At 71.4% G+C, this 22,626-nt stretch carries 21 protein-coding genes and 1 tRNA gene; 11 read left to right on the top strand and 11 right to left on the bottom strand.

Annotation, left to right across the window (positions count from 1 at the left end; translation table 11 throughout):
- Window positions 1–140: 140 nt before the first annotated feature.
- Both LO762_RS24455 and LO762_RS33670 read right to left on the bottom strand, forming a co-directional pair.
- Window positions 141–614 (bottom strand): pyridoxamine 5'-phosphate oxidase family protein, encoded by a 474-nt coding sequence (locus LO762_RS24455; protein WP_230618353.1) that lies wholly within the window; start codon window positions 612–614, stop codon window positions 141–143.
- 281 nt (window positions 615–895) lie between these two features.
- The gene (locus tag LO762_RS33670) at window positions 896–2,113 is read right to left on the bottom strand and encodes a CdaR family transcriptional regulator (RefSeq protein ID WP_230618352.1); all 1,218 of its coding nucleotides are present in this window, start codon (window positions 2,111–2,113) and stop codon (window positions 896–898) included.
- 265 nt (window positions 2,114–2,378) lie between these two features.
- Here LO762_RS33670 and LO762_RS24445 point away from each other — a divergent pair, with 265 nt between their 5' ends.
- The 6 genes from LO762_RS24445 (at window position 2,379) to LO762_RS24420 (ending at window position 8,272) form a co-directional block, all read left to right on the top strand.
- Entirely contained in the window at window positions 2,379–3,173 is a 795-nt protein-coding gene (locus LO762_RS24445; protein ID WP_230618351.1) for an ABC transporter ATP-binding protein, read from the top strand.
- Between the two features lie 5 nt (window positions 3,174–3,178).
- Window positions 3,179–3,958 (top strand): ABC transporter ATP-binding protein, encoded by a 780-nt coding sequence (locus tag LO762_RS24440; protein WP_230618349.1) that lies wholly within the window; start codon window positions 3,179–3,181, stop codon window positions 3,956–3,958.
- A gap of 46 nt (window positions 3,959–4,004) precedes the next feature.
- Window positions 4,005–4,892: a branched-chain amino acid ABC transporter permease gene (locus LO762_RS24435; RefSeq protein ID WP_230618347.1), complete on the top strand. Its 888-nt coding sequence runs from the start codon at window positions 4,005–4,007 to the stop codon at window positions 4,890–4,892.
- On the top strand, window positions 4,885–5,925 hold the full coding sequence (locus LO762_RS24430; RefSeq protein WP_230618346.1) for a branched-chain amino acid ABC transporter permease: 1,041 nt from the start codon (window positions 4,885–4,887) through the stop codon (window positions 5,923–5,925). Before LO762_RS24435 ends, LO762_RS24430 begins: the two co-directional genes overlap by 8 nt.
- On the top strand, window positions 5,922–7,169 hold the full coding sequence (locus tag LO762_RS24425) for an ABC transporter substrate-binding protein (RefSeq protein WP_230618344.1): 1,248 nt from the start codon (window positions 5,922–5,924) through the stop codon (window positions 7,167–7,169). Before LO762_RS24430 ends, LO762_RS24425 begins: the two co-directional genes overlap by 4 nt.
- Before the next feature lie 677 nt (window positions 7,170–7,846).
- Complete coding sequence (locus tag LO762_RS24420) at window positions 7,847–8,272, top strand: hypothetical protein (RefSeq protein WP_230618341.1); 426 nt, start codon at window positions 7,847–7,849, stop codon at window positions 8,270–8,272.
- A 212-nt stretch (window positions 8,273–8,484) separates the two neighbouring features.
- Here LO762_RS24420 and LO762_RS24415 read toward each other — a convergent pair.
- The 4 genes from LO762_RS24415 to LO762_RS24400 form a co-directional block, all read right to left on the bottom strand.
- A tRNA-Thr gene (locus LO762_RS24415) sits at window positions 8,485–8,561 on the bottom strand.
- A 64-nt stretch (window positions 8,562–8,625) separates the two neighbouring features.
- A complete protein-coding gene (locus tag LO762_RS24410; protein ID WP_230618339.1) occupies window positions 8,626–10,110 on the bottom strand; it encodes an alpha/beta hydrolase in 1,485 nt (494 codons plus the stop codon).
- A gap of 196 nt (window positions 10,111–10,306) precedes the next feature.
- Window positions 10,307–11,092 carry a fructosamine kinase family protein gene (locus LO762_RS24405; RefSeq protein WP_230618337.1) on the bottom strand — a complete coding sequence of 262 codons (786 nt, stop codon included), beginning with the start codon at window positions 11,090–11,092 and terminating at the stop codon, window positions 10,307–10,309.
- Window positions 11,089–11,553 (bottom strand): low molecular weight protein-tyrosine-phosphatase, encoded by a 465-nt coding sequence (locus LO762_RS24400; RefSeq protein ID WP_230618335.1) that lies wholly within the window; start codon window positions 11,551–11,553, stop codon window positions 11,089–11,091. Before LO762_RS24400 ends, LO762_RS24405 begins: the two co-directional genes overlap by 4 nt.
- 99 nt (window positions 11,554–11,652) lie before the next feature.
- Between LO762_RS24400 and LO762_RS24395 the strand changes: the two genes are divergently transcribed.
- Window positions 11,653–12,906 carry an aminotransferase class I/II-fold pyridoxal phosphate-dependent enzyme gene (locus tag LO762_RS24395; RefSeq protein WP_230618333.1) on the top strand — a complete coding sequence of 418 codons (1,254 nt, stop codon included), beginning with the start codon at window positions 11,653–11,655 and terminating at the stop codon, window positions 12,904–12,906.
- Between the two features lie 41 nt (window positions 12,907–12,947).
- Here LO762_RS24395 and LO762_RS32825 read toward each other — a convergent pair whose 3' ends face one another.
- Window positions 12,948–13,079 (bottom strand): hypothetical protein, encoded by a 132-nt coding sequence (locus tag LO762_RS32825; RefSeq protein WP_255687767.1) that lies wholly within the window; start codon window positions 13,077–13,079, stop codon window positions 12,948–12,950.
- Window positions 13,080–13,189: 110 nt separating this feature from the next.
- Here LO762_RS32825 and galE point away from each other — a divergent pair, with 110 nt between their 5' ends.
- Entirely contained in the window at window positions 13,190–14,143 is a 954-nt protein-coding gene (galE, locus tag LO762_RS24390) for a UDP-glucose 4-epimerase GalE (protein ID WP_230618331.1), read from the top strand.
- 70 nt (window positions 14,144–14,213) lie between these two features.
- Here the strand turns inward: galE and LO762_RS24385 are convergent, their stop codons facing one another.
- The 3 genes from LO762_RS24385 to LO762_RS24375 all read right to left on the bottom strand — a co-directional run bounded on the left by LO762_RS24385 (window position 14,214) and on the right by LO762_RS24375 (window position 17,940).
- Window positions 14,214–14,573, bottom strand: a complete 360-nt coding sequence (locus tag LO762_RS24385) for a hypothetical protein (protein WP_230618330.1) — start codon at window positions 14,571–14,573, stop codon at window positions 14,214–14,216.
- A gap of 198 nt (window positions 14,574–14,771) precedes the next feature.
- Window positions 14,772–17,189 carry a VIT domain-containing protein gene (locus LO762_RS24380; protein ID WP_230618328.1) on the bottom strand — a complete coding sequence of 806 codons (2,418 nt, stop codon included), beginning with the start codon at window positions 17,187–17,189 and terminating at the stop codon, window positions 14,772–14,774.
- Between the two features lie 46 nt (window positions 17,190–17,235).
- Window positions 17,236–17,940 (bottom strand): helix-turn-helix domain-containing protein, encoded by a 705-nt coding sequence (locus LO762_RS24375; protein WP_230618326.1) that lies wholly within the window; start codon window positions 17,938–17,940, stop codon window positions 17,236–17,238.
- Window positions 17,941–18,160: 220 nt separating this feature from the next.
- On the opposite strand from LO762_RS24375, the gene LO762_RS24370 reads away from it, so the two are divergent.
- From LO762_RS24370 to LO762_RS24360, 3 genes are all read left to right on the top strand, one after another.
- On the top strand, window positions 18,161–18,865 hold the full coding sequence (locus LO762_RS24370) for a nuclease-related domain-containing protein (RefSeq protein WP_230618324.1): 705 nt from the start codon (window positions 18,161–18,163) through the stop codon (window positions 18,863–18,865).
- A 157-nt stretch (window positions 18,866–19,022) separates the two neighbouring features.
- Window positions 19,023–20,714, top strand: coding sequence for a hypothetical protein (locus LO762_RS24365; RefSeq protein ID WP_230618323.1), 1,692 nt, complete (start codon window positions 19,023–19,025; stop codon window positions 20,712–20,714).
- Between the two features lie 213 nt (window positions 20,715–20,927).
- Complete coding sequence (locus tag LO762_RS24360) at window positions 20,928–22,121, top strand: NlpC/P60 family protein (RefSeq protein ID WP_230618321.1); 1,194 nt, start codon at window positions 20,928–20,930, stop codon at window positions 22,119–22,121.
- A gap of 12 nt (window positions 22,122–22,133) precedes the next feature.
- Here LO762_RS24360 and LO762_RS24355 read toward each other — a convergent pair whose 3' ends face one another.
- Complete coding sequence (locus LO762_RS24355; protein WP_230618319.1) at window positions 22,134–22,622, bottom strand: inorganic diphosphatase; 489 nt, start codon at window positions 22,620–22,622, stop codon at window positions 22,134–22,136.
- Window positions 22,623–22,626: the final 4 nt, after the last annotated feature.

Genomic DNA, 22,626 nt, shown 5'->3' with positions numbered 1-22,626 from the left:
CTTCGCGCGGGATGAGGAACGCGCTCGAAAGGGAAGAAGGCGCGTGATCGGCACTGTGCCGGAGGGGAGGCGGCGCGCCGTGACACGGCGGAAGAACTGCTCTGCCTCTCCCCGAAGGAAACACGCACGGGGCGCGGATGTCAACCCATCTTGCGGTGGTCCCAGGACGCGACCCGGGTCGGCTCCAGCACAACGGCGACGCGCTTGGCCATCGCGAGCCGGACTCCGTCGACGAACGAGGGGTCCACCTCCGAGACGTCCTCGGGCACCGGCAGGCCCACCATCCGGTGCGTGATGAGCGTGCCGATGGGGACGATGACGTCCTGGTCCTCGACGATGCGGGCCTCGCCGTACAGGGTGGCGCCGCGCAGCTCGTTGTAGAGGGTGCCGCCCTCGACCAGGCAGGTCATCACGGGGTTGCGGCGGAGGTTCACGACCTTCTGCGACGTCCGGTACGTGGTGAAAGCGATCTTGCCCTCGTGGAGGGTGTAGAACATGGTGACCAGGTGTGGCACGCCGTCCTTGTTGACGGTGGCGATCTGCACCTTGTGCTCCTGCGCGAGGAACTCCGCCAACTCCGCGTCCGACATCCTGATCTGATCGCGTTTGCTCACACCGGCTCCCGAATCACGTTCTGGAAAGGCGCGACCAGACTATGCCGCGCGACGCGCGTCACACCAGCCCCGGCCGTCCGCGAAGTTATCCACAGGCTGGGGAGCGGGATTTTGGGAATCGGCGCACAATGACGGTGGGTGCCCGGCCGGGCACCGGACGTCGAGCCGAACGGGGGCGCGAGATGGCACGCGTACACGTGGTGGACCGGGCGCGACGCGCGTGGGAGCGCGTGGTGACGGCGGTGTTCCGGGGTGTCGCGCGGGCGTTAGGAGGTCGCGGGTCAGCGCAGGGCGCGCGCTGTCAGCGCGGCGGCGAGCTCCGGGCCGGAGGGGTCGAGGCCGGTGAGCGTGGCGATGCCGCGCAGCCGGTAGTCCAGGGTGTTGCGGTGCACCCGCAACGTCTCGGCGGCGCGCCGCCGGTTGTGCCCCTGGTCGACGTACACCCGCAGCGTCTCCATCAGCTCCGGCCTGTCGTCCAGCGGGTCGAGCCGCGCCGCGAGCTGCGCGAGGCCGTTGCCGGGCCTGGCGATCTGGTACTCCAGCAGCACGTCCGTCATCCGGTAGAAGCCCGGCGGCTTGCCCAGCCGCGTCACCAGCTCGGCGACCTCCGTCGCCTCGCGCAGCGCCGCCGGAATGCCCTCGGGGCCCTGCGCGGGCGCCGTCGTCACCGTCACCGCGCGGTCCGTCGCCACGGTGATCCGTTCCACCAGCTCCGCCAGCGGATCCACCCGCGGCTCCTCCTCGGCCGGGCGGGCGGAGGCCCTGGCGCGCGCGGGCCTGGCCGTCGCCTGCTCGGCGGGCCTGGCCGGGAGCAGCGCGGTGCCCGAGGCGCCGTCGAGCATCGCCAGCACATGGGCCTGCGTGTAGGCGTCCAGCGCCGACTGCACCTGCCGGGTCAGGTGCCGGGCCGTCGCCGGATCCTGCTCCGGATCGGCCCGCAGCACCAGCACGTCATAGGCCGAGGCGATCGGTACCCCGGCGCGCAGCGCGGGCTCGTCGGCGGGGATGCCCGCCAGCAGCGAGTCCAACACCGCCCGTCGCGCCGCCCGCAGCTCGCCGTAGCGCTCCCGGCCCTCCTGGGCGTGCGCCAGCGCGACGGCAGGCACCACCGAGCGCAGATACGTGAAGAAGTGCAGCGCGAGCGCGCCGAGCTCGGCGGCGTCCTCCTCGCGCGCCTCCGCGGCGATCGCCTCCCAGCACAGCTCGATCGCCAGATGGTAGGCGGTGAGCACCGCCTCCAGCGGCACACCCTGCTCGGCCCTGCGCGCCGACCACGCGATCACCTCGGCCCGCTCGTCCACGGTGAACGTGCGCTGCTGGCGCAGGGTCCGCACCGAGATCCGCAGGTTCGCCTCGATCGCCGGGCGCAGCTGGCCGTCCAGCACCTCGCGCGGCTGCTCGGCGTAGAACGGGATCCGCCGGGCGAACTCCTCGACGAGCCGCTCGGTGAGGTCCGGCAGGTGCTCGACGAGCCAAAGGTGAAGTCTCGGTTCGCTCACCGCTCCGATGCTGGCGGCGTCCGCGCCACCCGGTCCATGGCAGACCGCACTCGGCTCACGGAAAGAGTTGTGCGCGCGCCCAAACACCTTCGGCAGGGCGCACAGGAGGCACCGCCCCCCACCGGACATCTCCGCAGGTGGGCAATGTCACACGCCGGGGGCATTGTGCGGACGCACAGGGCCGCCCGGCGCATCGGAGTCCGACGCCTATCGCCAGCAGTGGCGTGGGACACGCATCATCCTCGCACCGTCTGTGAGGAGGATCATGGTGAACCCGCCGGCCGTGCGAGACGGCACAGCCTTGTCCGTGCGCGACCTCACGGTCTCCTATCGGGCCGTGCGCGCGCTGCACGGCGTCTCGCTCCAGGTGCCGAGGGGCGAGATCGTCGCCGTCCTCGGCGCGAACGGCGCCGGCAAGACCACGCTGATGCGTGCGATCTCCGGGGTCCTGCGCTTCCACGGCGGCTCCGTCGGCTCCGGGCAGATCTCGTGCGGCGAGACCACGCTGACCAAGGCCGCCCCGCACCGCATCGTCGCCTCGGGAGTCGTCCAGGCCCCCGAGGGGCGCCGGATCTTCGGCCGCATGAGCGTCGAGGAGAACCTGCGCGTGGGGGGCTTCCACGCGCCGGCCGAGGTGCGCAAGCGCGTCTTCGACCTCTTCCCGATCCTCGGGGAGCGCCGGGCACAGCGCGCGTCGCTGCTGTCCGGCGGCGAGCAGCAGATGCTCGCGATGGGCCGCGCCCTCATGGCGCAGCCCAAGGTGCTGCTGCTGGACGAACCCACCCTGGGCCTCGCGCCCAAGATGGCCGAACACATCGCCAACACCGTCACCGAGATCAACCGCCAGGGGACCTCGGTGCTGCTCGTCGAGCAGAACGCCGCGCTCGCGCTACGGCTCTCGAACTACGCCTACGTGCTGGACGTCGGCGAGGTCGCCCTGGAAGGGGCGTCGGCCGAACTCGCCGCGAGCGACGAGGTCCGCCGCCGCTACCTGGGCGTCTCCGAGGACGCGACGCCCGTGCTCGCCGCCCGCCGCGGCATCACCAAGTGGAAGGGGTGAGCGGCATGACCGAGGTGCCAGAACTCACCGTCGAGAACCTGACCGTCAGGTTCGCCGGGATCGTCGCGCTCGACGCGGTGAGCTTCGCCGTCGCGCCCGGCACCCTGCACGCCGTCATCGGGCCGAACGGCGCGGGCAAGTCGACCTGCTTCAACGTCCTGTCGGGGGTGTACCGGGCGACGTCGGGGCGCGTCACCTTCGGCGGCCACGAGCTCACCTCGATGGCGCCGCACAAGGTCGGCGAACTCGGCATCGCCAGGACCTTCCAGAACCTCGCGCTGTCCCCGATGCTCACCGTCGAGGACAACCTCATGACCGGCAGGCACCGGCTCATGCGCTCGGGATTCGTCAGGTCCGGGCTGCGCTGGCCGAGCGCGGTACGCGAGGAGCGGCTCCACCGGGACCGGGCCAGGGAGATCGCCGAGTTCGCCGGCATCGGGAAGAAGCTGGCCCACCCCGTCGGGGCGCTGCCCTACGGCGACCAGAAGCGCGTCGAACTCGCCCGCGCCCTGTGCGGGGAGCCCCGCCTGCTCATGCTCGACGAACCCGTCGCGGGCATGAACGCCACCGAACGCCACGAGATGGCCGAGCTCATCGTCACCGTACGCGAGTCGCTCGGCATCTCCATCCTCCTGGTCGAGCACGACATGGGCCTCGTCATGCGGCTCGCCGACCACGTCACCGTCCTCGACTTCGGCCGTCTCATCGCCTCCGGCACCCCCGCCGAGGTGCAGAACGACCCCGAAGTCCTCCGCGCCTACCTGGGAGAGGAGGCCGCCTCGTGATCGGCCTTCCCGCCGTTGCCGGTCCACGCCTCCGGGAGGGGGCGGCGTGACCAGGTTCATCGAACTGCTCATCAACGGGCTGAGCCTCGGCTCGGTCTACGCCCTGATCGCCCTGGGCTTCGTGGTGATCTTCCGGGCGACCGAGGTGGTCAACTTCGCGCACGCCTCGCTGCTGCTGCTCGGCGGGTACGTCACCGCCGTCCTGCACGCCGACCTCGGGTTCGTCGGCGCGCTCGCCGTCGGTGTCCTCGCCGCCGCCGCGGTCGGGGCGCTCATCGAACTCGTGCTGCTGCGCCGGGCCAAGGCGCCCCGCCAGGTCGTCGCGATCGCCACCATCGGCATCGACATCGTCCTCATGGCGGAACTCAGCAGACGGCTCGGCACCCAGGTGCTGTCGCTCGGCGACCCGTGGCGCGAGAAGGTCGTGACGATCGGCGGCATCACCGTCGCGCAGACCCGGATCGCCGCCCTCGTCGTCGCCGCCATCCTCATCGGGCTGTTCCTGCTCGCCTTCAAGTACACGTCCTGGGGCGTGTCCATGCGAGCCGTGGCCGAGGACTCCGAGACGTCGGCGCTGATGGGCATCAGGCTCGGCCGGATCTCCATGTCGGCCTGGGCGGTCGCCGGGGCGCTCGCCGCCGTCGCCGCCGTGTTCATCACCGCCTTCCCCACCCCGGGACTCGACCGGACCAGCTCGATCGCCGCCCTCAAGGCGTTCCCCGCGGCGATCCTCGGCGGCCTCGACTCGGTGACGGGCGCGCTCGTCGGCGGCCTCCTCATCGGCGTCACCGAGGCGCTGGTCGGCGGCTACCAGAACGACCTGACGTTCCTCGGCCGCGGTCTCGGCGACGTCGCACCGTACGTCGTCATGATCGCGATCCTGCTGGTGCGGCCGTCGGGGCTGTTCGGCACCCGGGAGGTCTCCCGTGTCTAAGCTCCGCTACCTCCCGCTGCTCCTCCTCCTGCTCCCGCCGTTCTACCTGGATCTCTTCTGGCTCCAGGCAGGGCTGTTCGTCATGGCCGCCGCGATCGGCGCGATCGGCCTCAACCTGCTCACCGGCTCCACCGGCCAGCTGTCGATGGGCCACTCGTTCTTCCTCGCGGTCGGCGCCTACGGGTACGTCTACTTCGCGGGCGAGAGCGACGAGCACCTCGTCGGGCTCGGGCTGCCGCCGGTCGTCGCCATCGTCTGCGCGGTGGTGCTCGCCGGGCTCGCCGGGCTCGCGTTCAGCCCGATCGCGGGCCGCCTGTCCGGCGTCTACCTGGGCATCGCGTCCCTCGCCCTGATCTTCATCGGCCAGCACGTGCTGTTCAACGTGCACGACGTGACCGGCGGCTACAACGGCAGGGCCGTGCCCCCGCTGGAGATCTTCGGGTTCACCTTCGACAACTCGGGCGACGTCGCCCCCTTCGGCATCCCGTTCGGCGGGCTGGAGAAGCTCTGGTTCGTCGGGCTGATCCTGCTGGGCGTCTCCGCGCTGTTCGCGCTCGGCGTCCTGCGCAGCCGCCCCGGACGGGCCATGAACCTCATCCGCGACCAGCAGACGGCGGCGGGCGTCATCGGGATCCCGGTGGCCCGCACCCGAGCGGCCGTCTTCACCCTCTCGTCCATGTACGCCGGGCTCGGCGGCGTGCTGCTCGCCCTCACCTTCCAGCGTGCCGTGCCCGACTACTTCGGCATGCTCCTCGCCCTCGACTACCTGGCCATGATCGTCATCGGGGGGCTCGGCTCGGTGACCGGCGCGATCGTCGGCGCCACTTTTGTGACGCTGCTGCCCCAGCTCCTCACCCGCTACAGCGACTCCCTCCCGCTCGTGTCCCCTCCGGGGACGGGCGGGGTCAGTCCCGCCGACGCGGCGCGCTACCTGTACGGCGCGGCGGTCGTCGGGATCGTCCTCTTCCTCCCCGCGGGCCTACGCGGCCTCCGCATCCCCTCCCTCACACCCCGCAAGGAGACCACCCCGTGAAGATCAGGAACATCATCGCCGGCATCGCCGTCCTCGCCGTCACCGCGACCGCGTGTAGCGGCAAGTCGGCCGACAACGGCGGCGAGACCGGCAGCGACGGCGTCAAGACCGGGCCCGGCGTCACCGCCGACAAGATCACCCTGGGTTCGCTCACCGACCTCACCGGTGTGTACGCGACCCTCGGCAAGAGCATCACGCAGGCGCAGCAGCTGTACTTCGACGAGCTCAATGCGGCGGGCGGCGTCTGCGGCCGCACGATCGAGGTGCTGGTGCGCGACCACGGCTACGACGTGCAGAAGGCCGTCACGGCCTACACCGAGGTCCAGTCGAAGGTCGCGGGCCTGCCGCAGGTCATCGGCTCGCCGGTGATGGCGGCGATCGGCGCGAACGTCGCCAACGACAAGATCATGACGATCCCGGCGGCGTGGCCGTCGGCGCTGCTGAAGGCGCCCTACGTGCAGGTCGTCGGCAGCACCTACGAGCTGGAGATGGCGAACGGCATCGACTTCCTGCTGAAGGAGAAGGGCATCAAGTCCGGCGACAAGATCGGCCACGTCTACTTCGAGGGCGAGTACGGCGAGAGCGCGCTCGCGGGCTCGAAGTACGCGGCGGAGAAGGCGGGGCTGAAGCTCGTCGAGCAGCGCATCAAGCCGACCGACACCGACATGACGTCGCAGGTCAGCGCGCTCAAGGCGGAGGGTGTCAAGGCGATCCTCATCAGCGCGGGCCCGCGCCAGTCGGCGTCGCTCGCGGGTGTCGCGGCGGCGGGCGGCTTCGCTGTGCCGATCGTCTCCAGCAGCCCCGGCTACAGCCCGCAGCTCCTCGGTACCGCCGCGAAGCCCGCCTTGGAGGCGCTGTTCTACCAGGTCAGCTCGGTCGCGCCGAGCGGCGTCGACACGCCGGGCATGAAGGCCCTGGTCGCCGCCTACGAGAAGAAGCACCCGGGTGAGCTGCTCGACAGCGGTGTCACCTTCGGCTACATCGGCGCCATGGTGTTCGGCGAGGCCCTGAAGAAGGCGTGTGCCGCCAAGGACCTCACCCGCGAGGGCATCTACAAGGCCCACCAGACGCAGAGCGCCTTCGACAGCAACGGCCTGGGCGTCCCGCTCGACTTCTCCAAGCCGGGCCAGCCGGGCACCCGCCAGACCTACATCCACAAGCCCGACTCCAAGGCCAAGGGCGGCACCACCCTAGAGTCCGGCCCCGGCGCCTCCGAAGCCGCCAACTCCTACCCCTTCTCCTAACCCCAACCCCCCAACCCTGAGCCCCCTCCTCTCTGCCCAGAGCAGGGGGCCCAGCCCAAGGCCCCTCCCACCCCCGGGAGGGGCCTCCTCTCATACAAACGAAACAAGCGGACACCCCGCACATCACCGCTCTAACGGTTTCCCTCTACAGGCCCGTCCGCGACAGCCGCGCCAACACCGCCGAAGAAACGACCGACAGCAGAATCAAGCAGATCCCCGAATTCCGCCGCCGTGGAAATCCGCGGACATTCAGTGACAACGTCATCAGCGCACAACGCGTCGAGGTCAGCCCACCCTCCGCGATAGAGGACCACCTGCACTTCAGTCCATCCGTCCGCACCACGGATCCGCACCCCGATCGAGTCCGGTTCGGCGACAAGAGCCCGCTCGGTCTCCAGCCTCCGGGGCCACGACACCGCCCCCTCCCGCCAGGTGATCCCCCCGAATTCAAGCCCGGCTTCAGCCCACCCCACAACCCGCACGGCGACCTCCGCCGCAGCCCGGTCAAGATCAACGACTTGGTCCACCGGCCCGCTCCCCTCCCGCTACCGCACCTCGGCGTCCCTGGACTTCTCGGCGACCCCTGGGCAAGCCGGGGAGCATCCTCGTACCTGCTCTGCTTTGGTGGGTGGACGATCTGCTCGACTCTGAAGCAAGTTGCGGTTTACCCTGCGCGGGTGAGTCGACGCAGCCCTCAGGAAAAGAAGCGCTTGAGCTACGCTCGCGACCGCCGCAACGACTACGCCGAGAACGACAAGTCCTCACGGACGGCCGTCCGCCTCAACAAGCGCTTCCCCAACCGGTCCAACCGGCACCAAGCCCGGCAGGACCTCCGTGCTGCCACCGGCACCCGCGACTCCGAAACCGCAGAGATCGCCGAGAACACGCTTCGGTCTCGACGCCCCAGGAAGTGGCGCAAGGTCCCGGACAGAGCACTCGGCGATCATGTCGAGACCATCCTCACGCGCCGAATCCGAACCGACCCCGCCGACGCCGCTTCCGAAACCAGGCTCACCACCGTCCGCACCCGCCGACGCGCCCATACCCGCCGCTCCGCGCCCACCGAATGGACCTACCTGGGCCGTACGGCTCAACACTGGTGATTCTCCTGGCCGGCGCTCCCCCACGTCGTCGCGGCGCGGCTCGGGCACGCGGACCCGGCGATCACGCTTCGGGTCTACGCGCACGTGACCCGGTCGGCTGAGGTGAAGGCGACGGATCCCTTCGCCGAAGCGATCAAGGAAGACGAAGAAGCCGGGTGAACCGCGGCTGTTAGCAAGAAGGCCCCTTCCGGATCGGAAGGGGCCTTCTGGGGTGGAGCCGCCTAAGGGAATCGAACCCTTGACCTACGCATTACGAGTGCGTCGCTCTGGCCGACTGAGCTAAGGCGGCAGCAGCGGCTTGGGGCCGTGCGGGTAGCAGTCTACAGGGTTTGGGGGGTGGGTGGCATCGTGGATTAGGTGCAGGTTGTGTTGGTGGGGGGGAGGGTGAGGGTGGTGAGGTAGGTGTCTACGGCGTTGCGGATGCAGGGGGGGCCGGAGAGGTAGGCGGTGTGGCCGTCGCCGTCGTAGGTGAGGAGGTGGCCGTTGGCGAGTTGGGAGGCCAGGTTCTTCGACCACTGGTAGGGGGTGGCGGGGTCGCGGGTGGTGCCTACGACGAGGATCGGGGCGGAGCCCTCGGCGCGCAGGGCGCGGGGCTCCTCGGTCGCCTTCACCGGCCAGAAGGCGCACGGGAGGGTGTTCCAGACGATGAACTCGCCGAAGTTCGGGGCGGCCTTCGCGGCGGCCTCCGCCTCGGACTTGTAACCGGCGAGGTCGGAGCTCGGCTTGTCGAGGCAGTTGACCGCCATGTTGCTCTCCGTCTGGCTGGAGAACGTGCCGTTCTGCTCGCGTTCGACCAGCAGGTCGGCGAAACGCAGCAGGGTGGTGCCGTCGCCCTGCATGGCCTGGGCCAGGGCGCCGCGCAGCAGCGGCCAGGCCGCCTTCTGGTAGAGCGGCGTGGCCAGGCCCCAGGCGACGAGCGACTGGTCGACGTCGCGGGAGTCGGCGGTGTTCTTGAGGGCCTGCCTGTCGGCCTTCTCCAGCAGGGCGGTGACCTTCTTCATCCCGGCGTCGACGTCGGTGCCGAGCGGGCAGTCGGGCTGCTTGACGCAGTCCTCGGTGAAGGCGCGCAGTGCCGTCTCGAAGCCCTTGGCCTGCTGGATGTTGGTCTCGGCGGCCGTCAGCGTCGGGTCGAGCGCGCCGTCCAGGACGAGGGCGCGGACGTTCTGCGGGAACTGCTCGGCGTACCAGGCCCCCAGGTAGGTTCCGTAGGAGGCGCCCCAGTAGGTGAGCTGGGAGTCTCCGACGGCGACGCGGATCGCGTCCATGTCGCGGGCGGCGTCCCTGGTGGAGACGTACGGCAGGATGTCGGCGGATTTCTCCTGGCAGCCCTCCGCGAAGCCCTGGGACACCGTTGTGAGCTGCTTCATCTCGGCGTCGTCGTCGGGCGACATGTCGGTTTCGAGGTAGGCGTCGAGCTGCGCGTCGGTGAGGCATTCGACGGGGCTGCTCTTGCCGACGCCGCGCGGGTCGAACCCGATGATGTCGAACGCGCGGCGCAGGCTCTCGCCGAACGCGCGGCCGTTGGTCCTGATGAAGTTGACGCCGGAACCGCCGGGACCGCCCGGGTTCGTCACGAGGGAGCCCTGTTTGGCGCCGGTGGCCGGGATCTTGATGAGGGCGAGCGCGATCTTCCTGCCGTCCGGCGCGCCGTAGTCGACGGGGACGTCGAGCGTGCCGCACTGGAAGCCCTCGCCGCAGTCCTTCCAGGCGACGGGCGGTGGCGTGTACTGGCCCGCGGGGCGCGACGGGGCAGAGGAATCCGTGGTGGTGCAGGCCATCGTGACGGCGAGGGCGGCGCCCACCGCCGCGCACGCCCGCATCCAAGACTTGCCGCTCACCGTGCCGTCCCCCTTCGTTTTGACGCCCGACCATCGTCGCACCTCCCGCCGACAAAAAAGCAAAACGCCTCGGCGCCTGTGGATAACCCGCTGAAGAACGAGAAGAATGCGGGGTTACCAGGTGATAAGTCGCTTGGTAAATCGCGATCGGAAATGCCCGCTGTGTCCCGGCGATGGCGTTTGTGCCGACGGACGGTCAGACCCGGCGCGCGGCGTCGAGCAGCGCCGACCGGTAGGACGACCCGAACAGCACGACGTGGACGGCCAGCGGATGCAACTGGTGCAGCGGCACCCGCTCCCGCCACCCTTCGGCCAGCGGAGACGCCTCGTCGTAAGCGGCGAGAACGGAGTCCAGGAGCGGGGCGCCGAAGAGCGCGAGCATCGCGAGGTCCGTCTCGCGGTGCCCGCCGTGCGCCGCCGGGTCGATGAGACGGGCGCCGCCTGACGTGTACACGACGTTCCCGCTCCACAGGTCGCCGTGGATCCGGGACGGCGGCTCGACCGGTTGCGCCGCCCGTCCGAGCGCGTCCTCGACCTCACGCGCGTCACGCTCGGACAGAACGCCGCTGTCACGGGCACGCCGTAGATAGGGCAGCACCCTCCGCTCGGCGTACCAGGACGTCCATTCCTCGCCCGGCGTGTTGTCCAGGGGCAGGTCGGCGATGTTCCCGTCCCACGCGGCGCCGAAGGAGGGCGCGCCACGCGCGTGCATCGCGGCGAGCGCACGGCCGAACTCTTCGGCCGTCTCCTTACGCGGGGAAGAGGAGGCCAACCAAGGCAGGACAAGAAGGTCGTCGTCAACCGCGAGCACCTCCACCGCTGGAGGGCCGAGCCACCGCAATCCGTCGGCCTCGGAAGAGAAGTCGTAGCCCTTCTTGACGAACACCTCGCGCCCGTCGTCCAGCGTGACGTGGTGCAGGGTCCAGGAGTGGCCGCGCCCCAGGTCCCGTGTCCGCGCCACGGTGGAGCCGAGCAGCCTCACGCCCCGCGCACCTCCGCGAGGATCCCCGGCACGGCAGCTTCGATGAGCTCAAGGCACTCCTCGAAGTCGGCGTCACCGCCGTAGTACGGGTCGGGGACGTCAAGGTCGGCGGCCTGCGGGTCGAAGGAGCGCAGCAGGCGGATCTTCTCCCTCTCCTCCGGGGTGGACGCAAGGGACCGGAGCGCCTTCGCGTGCCCCTGGTCGAGCGCGACGACGAGGTCGTACCGGGCGAACCAGGACGGGCTGAACCGGCGTGCCGTGTGCGCGCTCGTGTACCCGTGCCTGGAGAGCGTCCGGACCGTCCGGTGGTCGGCCGGGTCGCCGACGTGCCAGCCGTCCGTCCCCGAGCTGTCGACCTCGACGTCCAGGCCCTCCTCGGCGAAGTGCCGCCGCACGACGTGCTCGGCCATGGGAGACCTGCAGATATTGCCCGTGCAGACGAAGGTGATCCGGTACGTCATGGCACTCATTGTGCCCGCCACGACCGCGTGAGGGGCCAGCGGACCCGGCAGCGATATCCTGCGAGGTGCCCGAACCGGCATCTCGCAGAAGGACGCGCAGTGACTTCTCAGAATGTGGCTGACCTCCACGCCAAGGCTCGCCAGGACTACGAGGCGTTCAAGGCCCGTGGGCTGAAGCTGGACCTCACCCGGGGGAAGCCCGCGCCGGCCCAGCTCGACCTGTCCGACGGCCTCCTCGAACTGCCGGGCGAGGGCGCCTACACCTCCGCCGACGGCACCGACCTGCGCAACTACGGCGGCCTCACCGGCATCCCCGAGATCGCCGAGATCTTCGCCGAGGGCCTCCAGGTGCCCGCCAAGCAGCTCATCGCGCTCGGCAACGCCAGCCTCGCGATCATGCACGACACACTCGTCTACGCCCTGTTCAACGGCGTTCCCGGCGGCGCGGGGCGCTGGCTCGACGAGGAGATCACCTTCCTGTGCCCCGTCCCGGGCTATGACCGGCACTTCGCTCTCACCGAGCGGTACGGCATCAAGATGGTGCAGGTGCCCATGACGGACGAGGGCCCCGACATGGACGTCGTCGAAGGGCTCGTCGCGCAGGACCCGACGATCAAGGGCATCTGGTGCGTGCCCAAGTACAGCAACCCCACGGGCGTCTCCTACAGCGACGACGTGGTGCGCCGCCTCGCCGCGATGCCTACGGCGGCCCCCGACTTCCGCGTCTTCTGGGACAACGCTTACGCCGTCCACCACCTGACCGAGGAGCACGACGAGATCCTCGACGTGCTCGCCGAGGCCGCTGCGGCCGGGAACCCCGACCGGGTGTTCGTGTTCGGTTCCACGTCCAAGGTGACGTTCGCGGGTGCGGGCGTCGCGTTCTTCGGGTCGTCCGAGGCGAACCTCAAGTGGTTCACCGGGCTGCTCGGCAAGGGCACGATCGGCCCCGACAAGATCAACCAGCTACGGCACGTGCAGTTCCTCAAGGACTCCAAGGGCCTCGCGGAGCACATGCGCAAGCACGCCGAGATCGTCAGGCCGAAGTTCGACGCCGTCGAGCGCATCCTCAGCGAGCGGCTCGGCGGCACCGGCCTGGCAGCCTGGACGCAGCCCAAGGGCGGCTACTTCATCAGCCTCGACGTGCCTGAGGGCTGTGCCAAGCGGGTCGTGCGGCTTGCCAAGGAGGCGGGCGTCGCGCTGACCCCGGCGGGCTCGACCCACCCGTACGGCGACGACGCCGCCGACCGGACGATCCGTATCGCGCCGACCTTCCCGGTGCTGGCGGAGCTGGAGGTCGCGATCGAGGGCCTGGCGACCTGCGTCCTGCTCGCCGGATACGAGAAGCAGCTCTGACCGTTTCCTGCGGAGAGGCCCGGGTGCGTCCCGGGCCTTTCTCATCGCTGGGCGGAGGTGCTGCTCGGGGTCTCGATCGGCTTCGCGTAACCCGTCCCCTGGCAGCCGGACGCGGTCACCGTCACCGTCACCGTCAGCGCCAGCAGGAGCGCCGTCAGGCGCGAGGCGTTCATCAGATCCTCCAGTGTTTCGTATTACCGGAGATCGTGCTCCCGACCGGTTGTGAACCACTTGGATTTTTCTTGGGCGCTACCTTGGACTGGCCGCTGACATTGGAGGATCAATGAAGCTTCTTGTTACGGGTGGGGCCGGTTACATCGGATCGGTCGTCGCGGCCCAGCTGGTCGAGGCGGGCCACACCGTCGTCGTGCTGGACAATCTGACGACGGGATCGGCGGCGGGCGTGCCCGAGGGCGTCGAGTTCGTCAGGGGGGACATCAGGCAGGCGGGGGACGTGCTGTCGGCCGGGGGGTTCGACGCCGTCCTGCACTTCGCCGCCAAGTCGCAGGTCGGCGAGTCGGTGCGGCGCCCCGAGCTGTACTGGGACAACAACGTCGGGGGCACGCTGTCGCTGCTGGAGGCCATGCGCGACAACGGGGTCCGGCGCATGGTGTTCTCCTCGACCGCGGCGACCTACGGCGTGGCGGGAGACGAGCCGATCACCGAGCAGGCGCCCGCCGCGCCGATCAACCCCTACGGGCAGTCGAAGATCGCGGTGGACTTCGCGCTGCAGGGCGAGGCCGTCGCCTACGGGCTCGCCGCGACGAGCCTGAGGTACTTCAACGTGGGCGGCTCCTACAAGGGACTCGGCGAACGCCACGACCCGGAGACGCACCTCATCCCGAACGTGCTGCGCGCCGTCGCGGGCCTCATCCCCTCGGTCCAGGTGTACGGGACGGACTACCCGACGCCGGACGGGACGGCCGTGCGGGACTACCTGCACGTCGCCGACCTCGCCGAGGCGCACCTGCTCGCGCTGGACGCCGTCGAACCGGGCGTCCACTCGATCTACAACCTGGGCAGCGGCAGGGGCTCCTCCGTGATGGAGGTCATCGACACCGCCCGGGCCGTCACCGGGCGGCCCGTCCCGCTGGACGTCCATCCGCGCCGTCCCGGCGACCCGCCCTACCTCGTGGCCTCCGTCGCCCGGATCGAGGAGGCACTCGGCTGGAAGGCGCAGCGCCCCCTGCCCCAGATCATCGAGGACGCCTGGAGGTTCCTCCAGTCCAGCCGCTGACGCCGCCCACCGGCCTGGACGGCGCGGATGCGGCCGTCCGGGCCGATGGCCGGGTGTCGGTGACGGGTGGTCAGGGGGCGGCGGGACGGTAGGCGTCCGGCCAGGGGTCGTCGGGCGTGTGGAGGTTGAGCTTGCGACGCTGCTCAGGGGTGAGCCAGTCGTGGGCGAGGCGCCGGGCCAGGTAGTCCGCGACCGAGGTGGCGGCGGGGATCTCCGGGTCGGTGGTCTCGCCGTCGGGCAGGAAACGCAGATTGAGGAACTTCTCGATCAGGTGCTCCGCCGGGACGCCCGACCGCACGGCGAGGGTGATCGCCTCGCCGAGCGCGGCGGCCAGCCCGGCGGCGGGGGAGCCCGCGTCGCCCCAGCTGATCCTTACTTCCCTTTCACCATCTGTCTCGACCCACACGGGGGTTCCGCCGATCATCATCACCCGCCGAAGCTATCGCCGACCCCTGACAGAACCGGACTCCCCGATCCCCGCGTGTCAGCGCTGGAACCGGGCTCCCCGATCCCCGCGTGTCAGTGCTTTGGACCCGGCTCCTTGAAGCCCGCGTGTCAGTGCTGGAACCGGGCTCCCCGGCCCCCCGCGTGTCAGTGCTCTGGAACCCGGTTCCCCGAGTTCCCGGGGTCAGCGCTTCCAGAAGGGGCGCGGCTTGGTGAGGGCGGTGAGGCGGTCGACGAGCTCGGACCAGAGGGACAGGGGGTCGGGGGCGGTCTTGAGGGTGGTGAGGAGCGGGGTGAGGTCGGGGATCTGGAGGGCCTCCAGACGGGTGATGAGATCTGTCAGGTGGCGGCGGCGCGCGGGCTCGGGGGCGTCGGCGAGCGCCCTGAGCCGGTCGAGCTCCACCGCCAGCAGCGGCGTGAGATCGGGGCTCGCGGGCCGCGGCGCGGCGGCACGGCGGGCGCGGGCGGGCCGCGGCGCGGGCGGCCCTGCGGTGTGCTGGGGGCCGCCGGTGCCGTACGGGGGCGGCTCCGCGGCGCGCTCGGGTGCGTCGAGGACGGGCGAGGGCGGCCCCGCGGGGGCGCCCGCGTAGCCGGGAGGCGCGGCCGCCGGCGCCGGGGCGGGCACCGGCATCGAGGCGGCGGCCATCCGGGGCGCCGCGCCGAACGCGGGGGCGGCGACGGACAGCGGCTGCGCCCAGCCGTCCGGCAGTTCGACCGGCTGGACGACGGGGTGCGGCGCCGCGCCGTCCGTCACCACCCGGGTGTCCACCGCGATGTACGCGGTGAACCGGCACAGCACGCCGTGCCGCAGCGACGTCGCGACGATCCGCTCCTCCAGCGTGCCGGACGGGCTCGCCGCGTAGGAGTCCTCCAGATCGCGCAGGTGGGCGCGCGCCCACAACACGGCAGCCGGTGACTCGGGGACGACCACGGGCGTCAGCGTCCGCGCCCAGGACCCCTCGTCCGCGCGGACCGTCAGCGGGCCCGCGCCCCGGTAGCGCCCGGAGATGACGAGCGGCACCCCGGGGAACAGCGACGGCGGCCGCGCGGGGGAGACCGTCTCGCCGAGCAGTTCCAGGCCGGGGCCGGGGTCGAGGGTGATGCCGGTGCGCACGGGCGCGGCGATCCGGTGGTGGATGTGCTCCATCGCGGCGTCGAGCCTGTCCTCCGACTCGACGAGTTCGCAGCGGCCCTGCCCGTAGGCGGCGAGCCTGCCGAGGAAGCCCGCGTTCACCGCCCTGTCGACGCCCACCGTGTGGATCCTGATGCCGTCGGGCCGGGGCGCGGGGAGCGCCGCGAGGATCTGGTCCTCGTTGCCGACCTGGCCGTCGGTGACGAGGACCAGGACCCTGTCGCGCGCGGGGTCGGCGAGCAGGGCGGTGGCGCGGCGCAGCGGGTCGAGCATCTCGGTGGCGCCGCGCGCCTCGGTCTTGGCCAGGTGCTCGACGGCGCGGAAGCGGTGCCTGTCGGTGGCGTCGGCGAGGCCGTCGGGCAGCCCCTCGGGGGTCTGGACCTCGTGGTCGAAGGCGAGGACCGCGAACCTGTCGCGCGAGTGCAGGCTGTCGATGATGCGGGCGGCGGCCCGGCGCGCGGCGACCATCTTCCAGCCGTGCATGCTGCCCGACCTGTCCAGCACGAGGACGACGTCCTTGGGCCGTGGCGCGGCCTCGGCCGCTGGCAGCAGCGTGAGGGTGAAGGTGCCCTCCCCGCCTTCGGCGTCGGGCGTGAGAACCAGCGACTCGGCCCCGACTTCGTCGGGAGCGCCCGCCGGGCTGTGTTCGTTTGGGCCCGTGGGGCGCTTCGCGGGCCCGACTTCGTCGGGAGCGCCCCTCGGGCCGTAGGGCAGGCGCAGGATGAAGTCCCTGTCGAGTCGTGCGCCGTGCGCGACGGTGAGCACGCCCGCCTCGTCCGGGGTGACGGGGTGGGTGCAGGTGACGGGGCCGAGGGGGAGCCCGGCCGGGTCGATCCGCGCGGTGAGCGCGAGCGTGACGGGGTGGGGGTAGCCGGGCAGCAGGACCGGCGGGCTGATGCGGGAGGCGTCGGGCACGTCGGTGGTGTCGGGCGTGACGCCCAGGCCCGCGTCCGGCCCGCCCAGCGGGGTGCCGGGGACGTAGCGGGGCGCGACGACGAGCGGGAACCGGAAAACGGCGGTGCCGTCCTCGCAGGGGAGCGGCTGGCTCAGCGTGAGCCGGACGGTGACGCGCTCGCCCGGCGGGATGTTGCCGACGCGCATGGAGAAGACGTCGGGCCGGTCCTCCTCGGCGATGGACGCGCGCTGCCCGGCGGCTATCGCGGTGTCGTACGCGGCGCGCGCCTCGCCGCGTTCGCGCAGTTCGGCCCGGAGGGTACGGCCCGCCGCCTCCATGACGAGGGCCGTCACCGCGGCGCGGTCGGGCAGCGGGAAGATGTAGGTGGCTTCGAGGGGGATCTCGAAGGCGTTGCGGAACTCCTGCACGACCTCGACCCCGGCGGCGAGCCCGGCGATGTCGGCGTGGATCCGCACGGCGTCGAGGGGCAGGATCCCCTCGGAGGTGCTGAGGACGCCGGTGACCGCCCCGGCGGGGGGCGGGCACGCGCCCGGCTCTTCGATCTGCGTGGTCACTGCTGCCTCCAGACTGGCTTGCGCTTGCTCGGACGTCGTGCTGGGTTCAGGTGCGCGCGGCGGGTTCCCCCTCTCCTGGCAGCAGGCCCCGGTGGGCGAGTTCGGCGAGCAGCGGTGAGGCCGCGCGCAGCAGCGCCGCAGCGTCCTCACCGCCGACCGGCCCGCCTTCGAGCAGCAGCGTCACCCCGGGCGCGAGCCGCACCCCCTGCACGGCGAACACCACGTCCACCGGCGCGGACTCCGTGCCTGCCGCCGCGTCGGCGACGGCTGGCAGTGGACCTCGCGCGGAAACCGCGGCTGGTGGGGGTTCCGGGCTCGGCGCCGACCCCGCGCGCGTCGACCGTGCTTCGGACCGCTCAGGCTCGGGGCGCTCGTCGGGCGCCGGGGGTTCGGCGGCCCAGAAGCGGCGGGGCGAGGGCCGGGGGGCGCTCCAGGCGATGTCGACTTCGGGGAGCGGGCCGGTGATGGCGGTGAGCCTGCCGTCGGGCGCGCTGACGAGCTCGGCCTGGATCTCGGCGAGGCTCAGCCCCGTGGCCTGGCGGCGCTTGACCGCGACGAGCTGGAGCAGGTGCCGGGGCGTGTAGCGCGCGTGCCTGCCGTGCCGGACCGGCGGGTCGAGCAGGCCGAGCGTGGTGTACCAGCGGATGAGCCGCTCGTTCGGCACGTCCTGGACGCGCCCGTTGACGTCGAGGTCGGCCAGGGCCGCCGCGGCGCGCGCGGCCAGCTCGGCGATCGTCCACCCCTCGCTCATCTGCGTCACCTCCCGCCCGTTGGCACCGTGCGCCGGCGCCGCGGTTCGGCGGCCGACGCTGCAATACTGACACTGTCATCGTTGCAGTGTCAAACCGCGCCCGGCTTGCCCTGGTATGCCGCGACGACACCTGCCGGGTGCGCCGAAGTCCTTGAATGCGGCCCGACCTGCCACGACTCTTGCCCCCGGGGGTGAGCAGGTGGGTCGGAGTGAGATGGGGATGGCCGGAGCTTCGGCTTGGGCGCGTTACCGGACCCTCTCCTCGCGGGTCGAGCGCTGCGCGGTGGGCAGCGCGCTGGGCGCCGCGGCGGGAGTGATGACGGCGGGGTTCGTCGACTGGCGGATCGGCGCCTGCTCGGGGGCGGGCGTCGCGGCCCTGCACTACGGGCTGAGCTACCTGGTGCCGGGGCCGGAGACCGAGTGGCGGCGCGGGGCGCGCGCCGAGCGCAGGACGGGCCGCGACCTGGGCGGGCTCGGCAGGGGCTATGCGGTCCTGCACGACCGGACGGTGCCGTACCTGTCGGCGACGAACCTCGACCATCTGGTGGTCGGCCTGACCGGCGTCTACGTCGTCATCACGCGCAGGGTGCGGCGGGGCGTCCGGCTCTGGGCGGACGAGGGGCGGCTGTGGGCGGGGGAGGAGCCGGTGGGCGGCATCGGCGAGACCGCCGCGCGCGCCGCCGAGCTCGTCTCGCGGTTCCTCGCGGAGGAGCTCGACGAGGAGGTCGGCGTTGTTCCTCTGGTCGCCGTCCAGTCGGGGAAGGTCGAGCCGGAGGGTCTGGAGCACGAGGGGGTCACCTTCCACCGGGGCCGGGAGATCCCCGAGTTCGTCAAGGCGCATCCGGTGATCTTCACCTCGGCGCAGGTGACCGCGATCGCGGCGGCGGCCGACCGGCTCTTTCCGCCCATGCGGCTGCAATTCTGAACAACCGGACCTCTGTCCGATCGGCGACGGTTCCCGGAAAGGGCGTTGCGAAGATCGCGATATTTGCGGTGAATCACCTGGATCGCTCTGAAGAATTGCTGAGCAATTCCAGGGATTCGGTGGAGGTGAAGATGGCGGCCCCTTTAGCTTTTCCGCCATGGATGACCGCCAGCTCGTCGAGGCGCTGCGCGCCCGTGATCCCGGTGCGCTCGCCTCGGTCTACGACGCGTATGCCGAGCCCCTGTACGCGTACTGCTGGTTCCGGCTGACGAACGCCGAGGCGGCGCAGGTGGCCCTGCGCGACACCTTCATCGTCGCGGAGGCGCACGCCGACAGGCTGCACGACGTCGCGCTGTTCCGGCCCTGGCTGTACGCGATCGCCAGGTCCGAGTGCGCGCGGCGGCCCTTCCCGACGTCGCCTCCCGACCTCCCGGCGCCGGAGGGCGACCGGCGCGAGGCGGACCAGCGGCTCATCGCCTGGCGGGCCGTCCGGGCGCTCGAACCGCGCGCGCGGGAGGCGCTGGAGCTGGAGACGCTGCACAAGCTGTCGGTACGGCACGCTTCGCTGGTGCTCACCGTGCCCGAACGGCAGACGCAGGCGCTGCTCGCCGACGGGAGGAACGAGCTGCGCAGCACCCTGACGGTGGAGCTGCTCTCCCACCTCGGGCCCTTCGGCTGCGCGTCCCGCGCGGACATCCTCGCGGCGGGGGAGGCGGGCGAAGTCGACGCCAACGTGCGGGCGAACCTCCTCGCGCACGTGAAGGCGTGCCCGGAGTGCGCCGTCCACCGGCCGACGGAAGCGGTGTCGCCCGCCAAGATCTTCGCGATGGTCCCCAGTCCGGCGCCGCCCGCCGGGCTGCGCGCGAAGGTGATGAGCTGCTTCACCGATCCGGACCTCGTGGGCTACCGGCTGTTCGTCGCGACCCGCAGCACCGACTTCACGCCGCTCGGCTTTCCCGGCCACACGACGGTCCCGCTCGATGAGGAGCCTAAGGACCGCGCGCGGTGGTGGCGCAGGATCCTGGTGGTCGGGGTGCTGTCGGGAGGGCTGATCGCGGGGACGACGTTCGTTGGCTGGCTGGTGGGCGATCCCCGCCACGATGTGCGCACGATCGCGTCGGGGGGCACGCCGGGGTCACGGCCCGCTCCTTCGGGTGACACTGCCGACGACCGGCCGCGTCCGCCCGAGCCGCGCGACGGCGCCCTGCCCGCGCGGCTCCAGGTGGGCGGCAAGGGGGCGGCGGCGTCCGACACGGCAGCCACCCCGCACGTCAAGCCGCCCGCGCACACACCGCAGAGCGCGGAGCTGGACGCCGTAGCCGGTGCGCCCGAGCGCCCCGGCACGCTCACGGTGTCGCCGCTGCGGCTCGACCTGGGCGCGGACTCGGTGGGCACGCTGCGGCTCTCGGCCGACGACGACCTGGTGTGGCGGGCCAAGGTGAAGGGTCCGATGCGGCTTTCGGAGCCTTCGGGGCGGCTGGCCAAGGACCAGAAGGCGACGGTCAAGGTACGCGTCCTACGCACGGCGGAGGACGGCGCGGGCAAGGGGACGATCCGCCTTGGCCGCGTCACGGTGACGGTCACCTGGACGTCCGCCCTCCCGCCGACGGGGCAGCCGGCTTCTCCACCGCACCCGGCGACGGGCGTCCCGCCGACCTCGTCGCCCGCGCACACGGCGCCCGCCGGGACGCCGACAAGCGGCCCCGTCCCCGCGCCGACGGGCACCGGGACGCCGGAGCCCTCGCCGTCGCTGTGCCCGCCCGAGGAACACCCGGCGGACGAGAAGGTCACACCCGACAAGCCGGAATTGTGGTTTCCGGAGAAGGGCTTCCCTTTCGGCCTGGATTAAGAATCTCAGCGAGGCGGAAGCGACTGCCCGAGTTGTCGGGAGAAAGCCGGAAATAGCGCCCTGGGCTCCTTGGAAAAGTGGAAAGAAGACCGTAAAGCCGGAGTGGCGACAAGGCCGCGCGGGGTAGAGGCACACCGTGTGACAGATGTTCACAGGACGTGTTCGCAGCGTTGCCCCTCAGCGGGTCACGTGTCCTGGGTGGAGGTGGGAACCGTGCCGCGGTCGTCGTCTACAACTCTCGTCCTTGTCGTCGCGGGAGCGCTGGTCGTCGGCGTCGCCCCGGCGCTCGCGGCCGAACCGTCGCCGGCGGGGCAGGCGGTCGCGAGCCGCGCCGCGCCGCTGACCAAGGCGCAGAAGATCGGCAGGCTCAAGGCGCGGCTGGCCGCCGCCGACGCCGAGCTGACGACGCTCGGCTGGGACGCCGAGCTCGCGATGGAGCGGCACAACGGGCGGCTCGTGGCGCTGCGCAAGGCGCGCGCGGCGGTCCGGGACGCCAGGGCGCGGGCGCGCAAGGCGGAGGCCGCCTACGAGGCGGCCCGGCGGGAACTCTCCGCGCGCGAGGTCGGCGCCTACACCTCGGCGGGCAGGCTCGGCCTCGCCGTCGGCGGGACGGGCGGCGCGCAGGCCGCCCTCGACAGGGCGCGGCTGCTCCAGGTCGTCGAGACGCGCCACGAGGGGCTGCGCAAGCGGGTGAAGGCGGCGCGCAAGGTGTCGCGCCTGCTCCGCTCGGAGGCCAGACGCGCGCACACGCGGCAGAAGGAGACGGCCGTGACGGTCGAACGCACGCGCCGTGACGCGGTCGCCGCGGTACGGGCGCAGAAGGAGGCGTTCACCCGGATCGGCGCCCTGAAACGTGGGCTCACCGCGCAGCTCACCCGCACCCAGAGCCGAGCCGACAGGCTGGCCGAGCGCAGGATCGCCGCGCTGCGCGAGGAGCGTGCGGAACGCCTCGACCGCGAGGCCGTGCGCAACTTCGAGGACGACCTCTCGCCGCGCGTAAGCGGCCGCGGCAAGACGGTCGTCAAGGAGGCGCTCAAGTGGATCGGCACTCCCTATTCATGGGGAGGCGGGACGCAGAAGGGGCCGTCCTACGGGATCCAGCACGGGTCGAAGATCAAGGGCTTCGACTGCTCCGGCCTCGCGCTGTACGCGTGGGGGAAGGTCGGCATCGGCCTCGACCACTGGACGGGGTCGCAGTGGGTGGCGGGCCCGCGGGTGCCGACGACGATGCTCCGGCCGGGCGACCTGGTGTTCTTCGCCAAGAACACCAAAGATCCCGACACGATTCATCATGTCGGGATCTTCGTCGGTGACGGGCGGATGGTCGAGGCGCCCTACACGGGTGCGAAGGTGCGGATCTCGTCCATCTGGCGGAACGGCTTCATCGGCGCCGTCCGCCCCGGTTGACGGCCGCTCGGGTCAGTGGCCGTGCTCCTCCGCGCGCTTGCGCGAGCGGAGGATCTCCTCCTCGGCCTCGACCCGGCCCACCCAGTTGGCGCCCTCGACGGACTTGCCGGGCTCCAGGTCCTTGTAGACCTCGAAGAAGTGCTGGATCTCCAACCGGTCGAACTCCGGAACGTGGTGGATGTCACGCACGTGCTCGAAGCGCGGGTCGGTGGCCGGGACGCAGAGCAGCTTGTCGTCGCCGCCCGCCTCGTCGGTCATCCGGAACATCCCGACGGCGCGGCACAGGATGAGGCAGCCGGGGAAGGTCGGCTCCTGCAGCAGCACCAGCGCGTCTAGTGGGTCGCCGTCCTCACCCAGGGTGCCGTCGACGAACCCGTAGTCGGTGGGGTACTGCGTGGACGTGAAAAGGAGGCGGTCGAGCCGGATCCGTCCGGTCTCGTGGTCCACCTCGTACTTGTTCCGAGAGCCCTTCGGGATCTCGATGGTCACGTCGAATTCCACTGTC

Origin of the sequence: Actinocorallia sp. API 0066 (assembly GCF_020991275.1) — a bacterium.
In the GTDB taxonomy this organism is placed as follows: Bacteria; Actinomycetota; Actinomycetes; order Streptosporangiales; family Streptosporangiaceae; genus Actinocorallia.
Note: the sequence above shows the minus strand (reverse complement) of the source record. Positions and strands in the feature narration are given on the sequence as shown.

Bases quoted from the DNA above. Each gene is read 5' to 3' on its own strand.
- LO762_RS24400 (WP_230618335.1), bottom strand. From the start codon at position 11,553: ATGACGTACCGGATCACCTTCGTCTGCACGGGCAATATCTGCAGGTCT.
- galE (WP_230618331.1), top strand. From the start codon at position 13,190: ATGAAGCTTCTTGTTACGGGTGGGGCCGGTTACATCGGATCGGTCGTC.
- LO762_RS24375 (WP_230618326.1), bottom strand. From the start codon at position 17,940: ATGAGCGAGGGGTGGACGATCGCCGAGCTGGCCGCGCGCGCCGCGGCG.
- LO762_RS32825 (WP_255687767.1), bottom strand. From the start codon at position 13,079: ATGAACGCCTCGCGCCTGACGGCGCTCCTGCTGGCGCTGACGGTGACG.
- LO762_RS24365 (WP_230618323.1), top strand. From the start codon at position 19,023: ATGGATGACCGCCAGCTCGTCGAGGCGCTGCGCGCCCGTGATCCCGGT.
- LO762_RS24440 (WP_230618349.1), top strand. From the start codon at position 3,179: ATGACCGAGGTGCCAGAACTCACCGTCGAGAACCTGACCGTCAGGTTC.
- LO762_RS24445 (WP_230618351.1), top strand. From the start codon at position 2,379: ATGGTGAACCCGCCGGCCGTGCGAGACGGCACAGCCTTGTCCGTGCGC.
- LO762_RS24370 (WP_230618324.1), top strand. From the start codon at position 18,161: ATGGCCGGAGCTTCGGCTTGGGCGCGTTACCGGACCCTCTCCTCGCGG.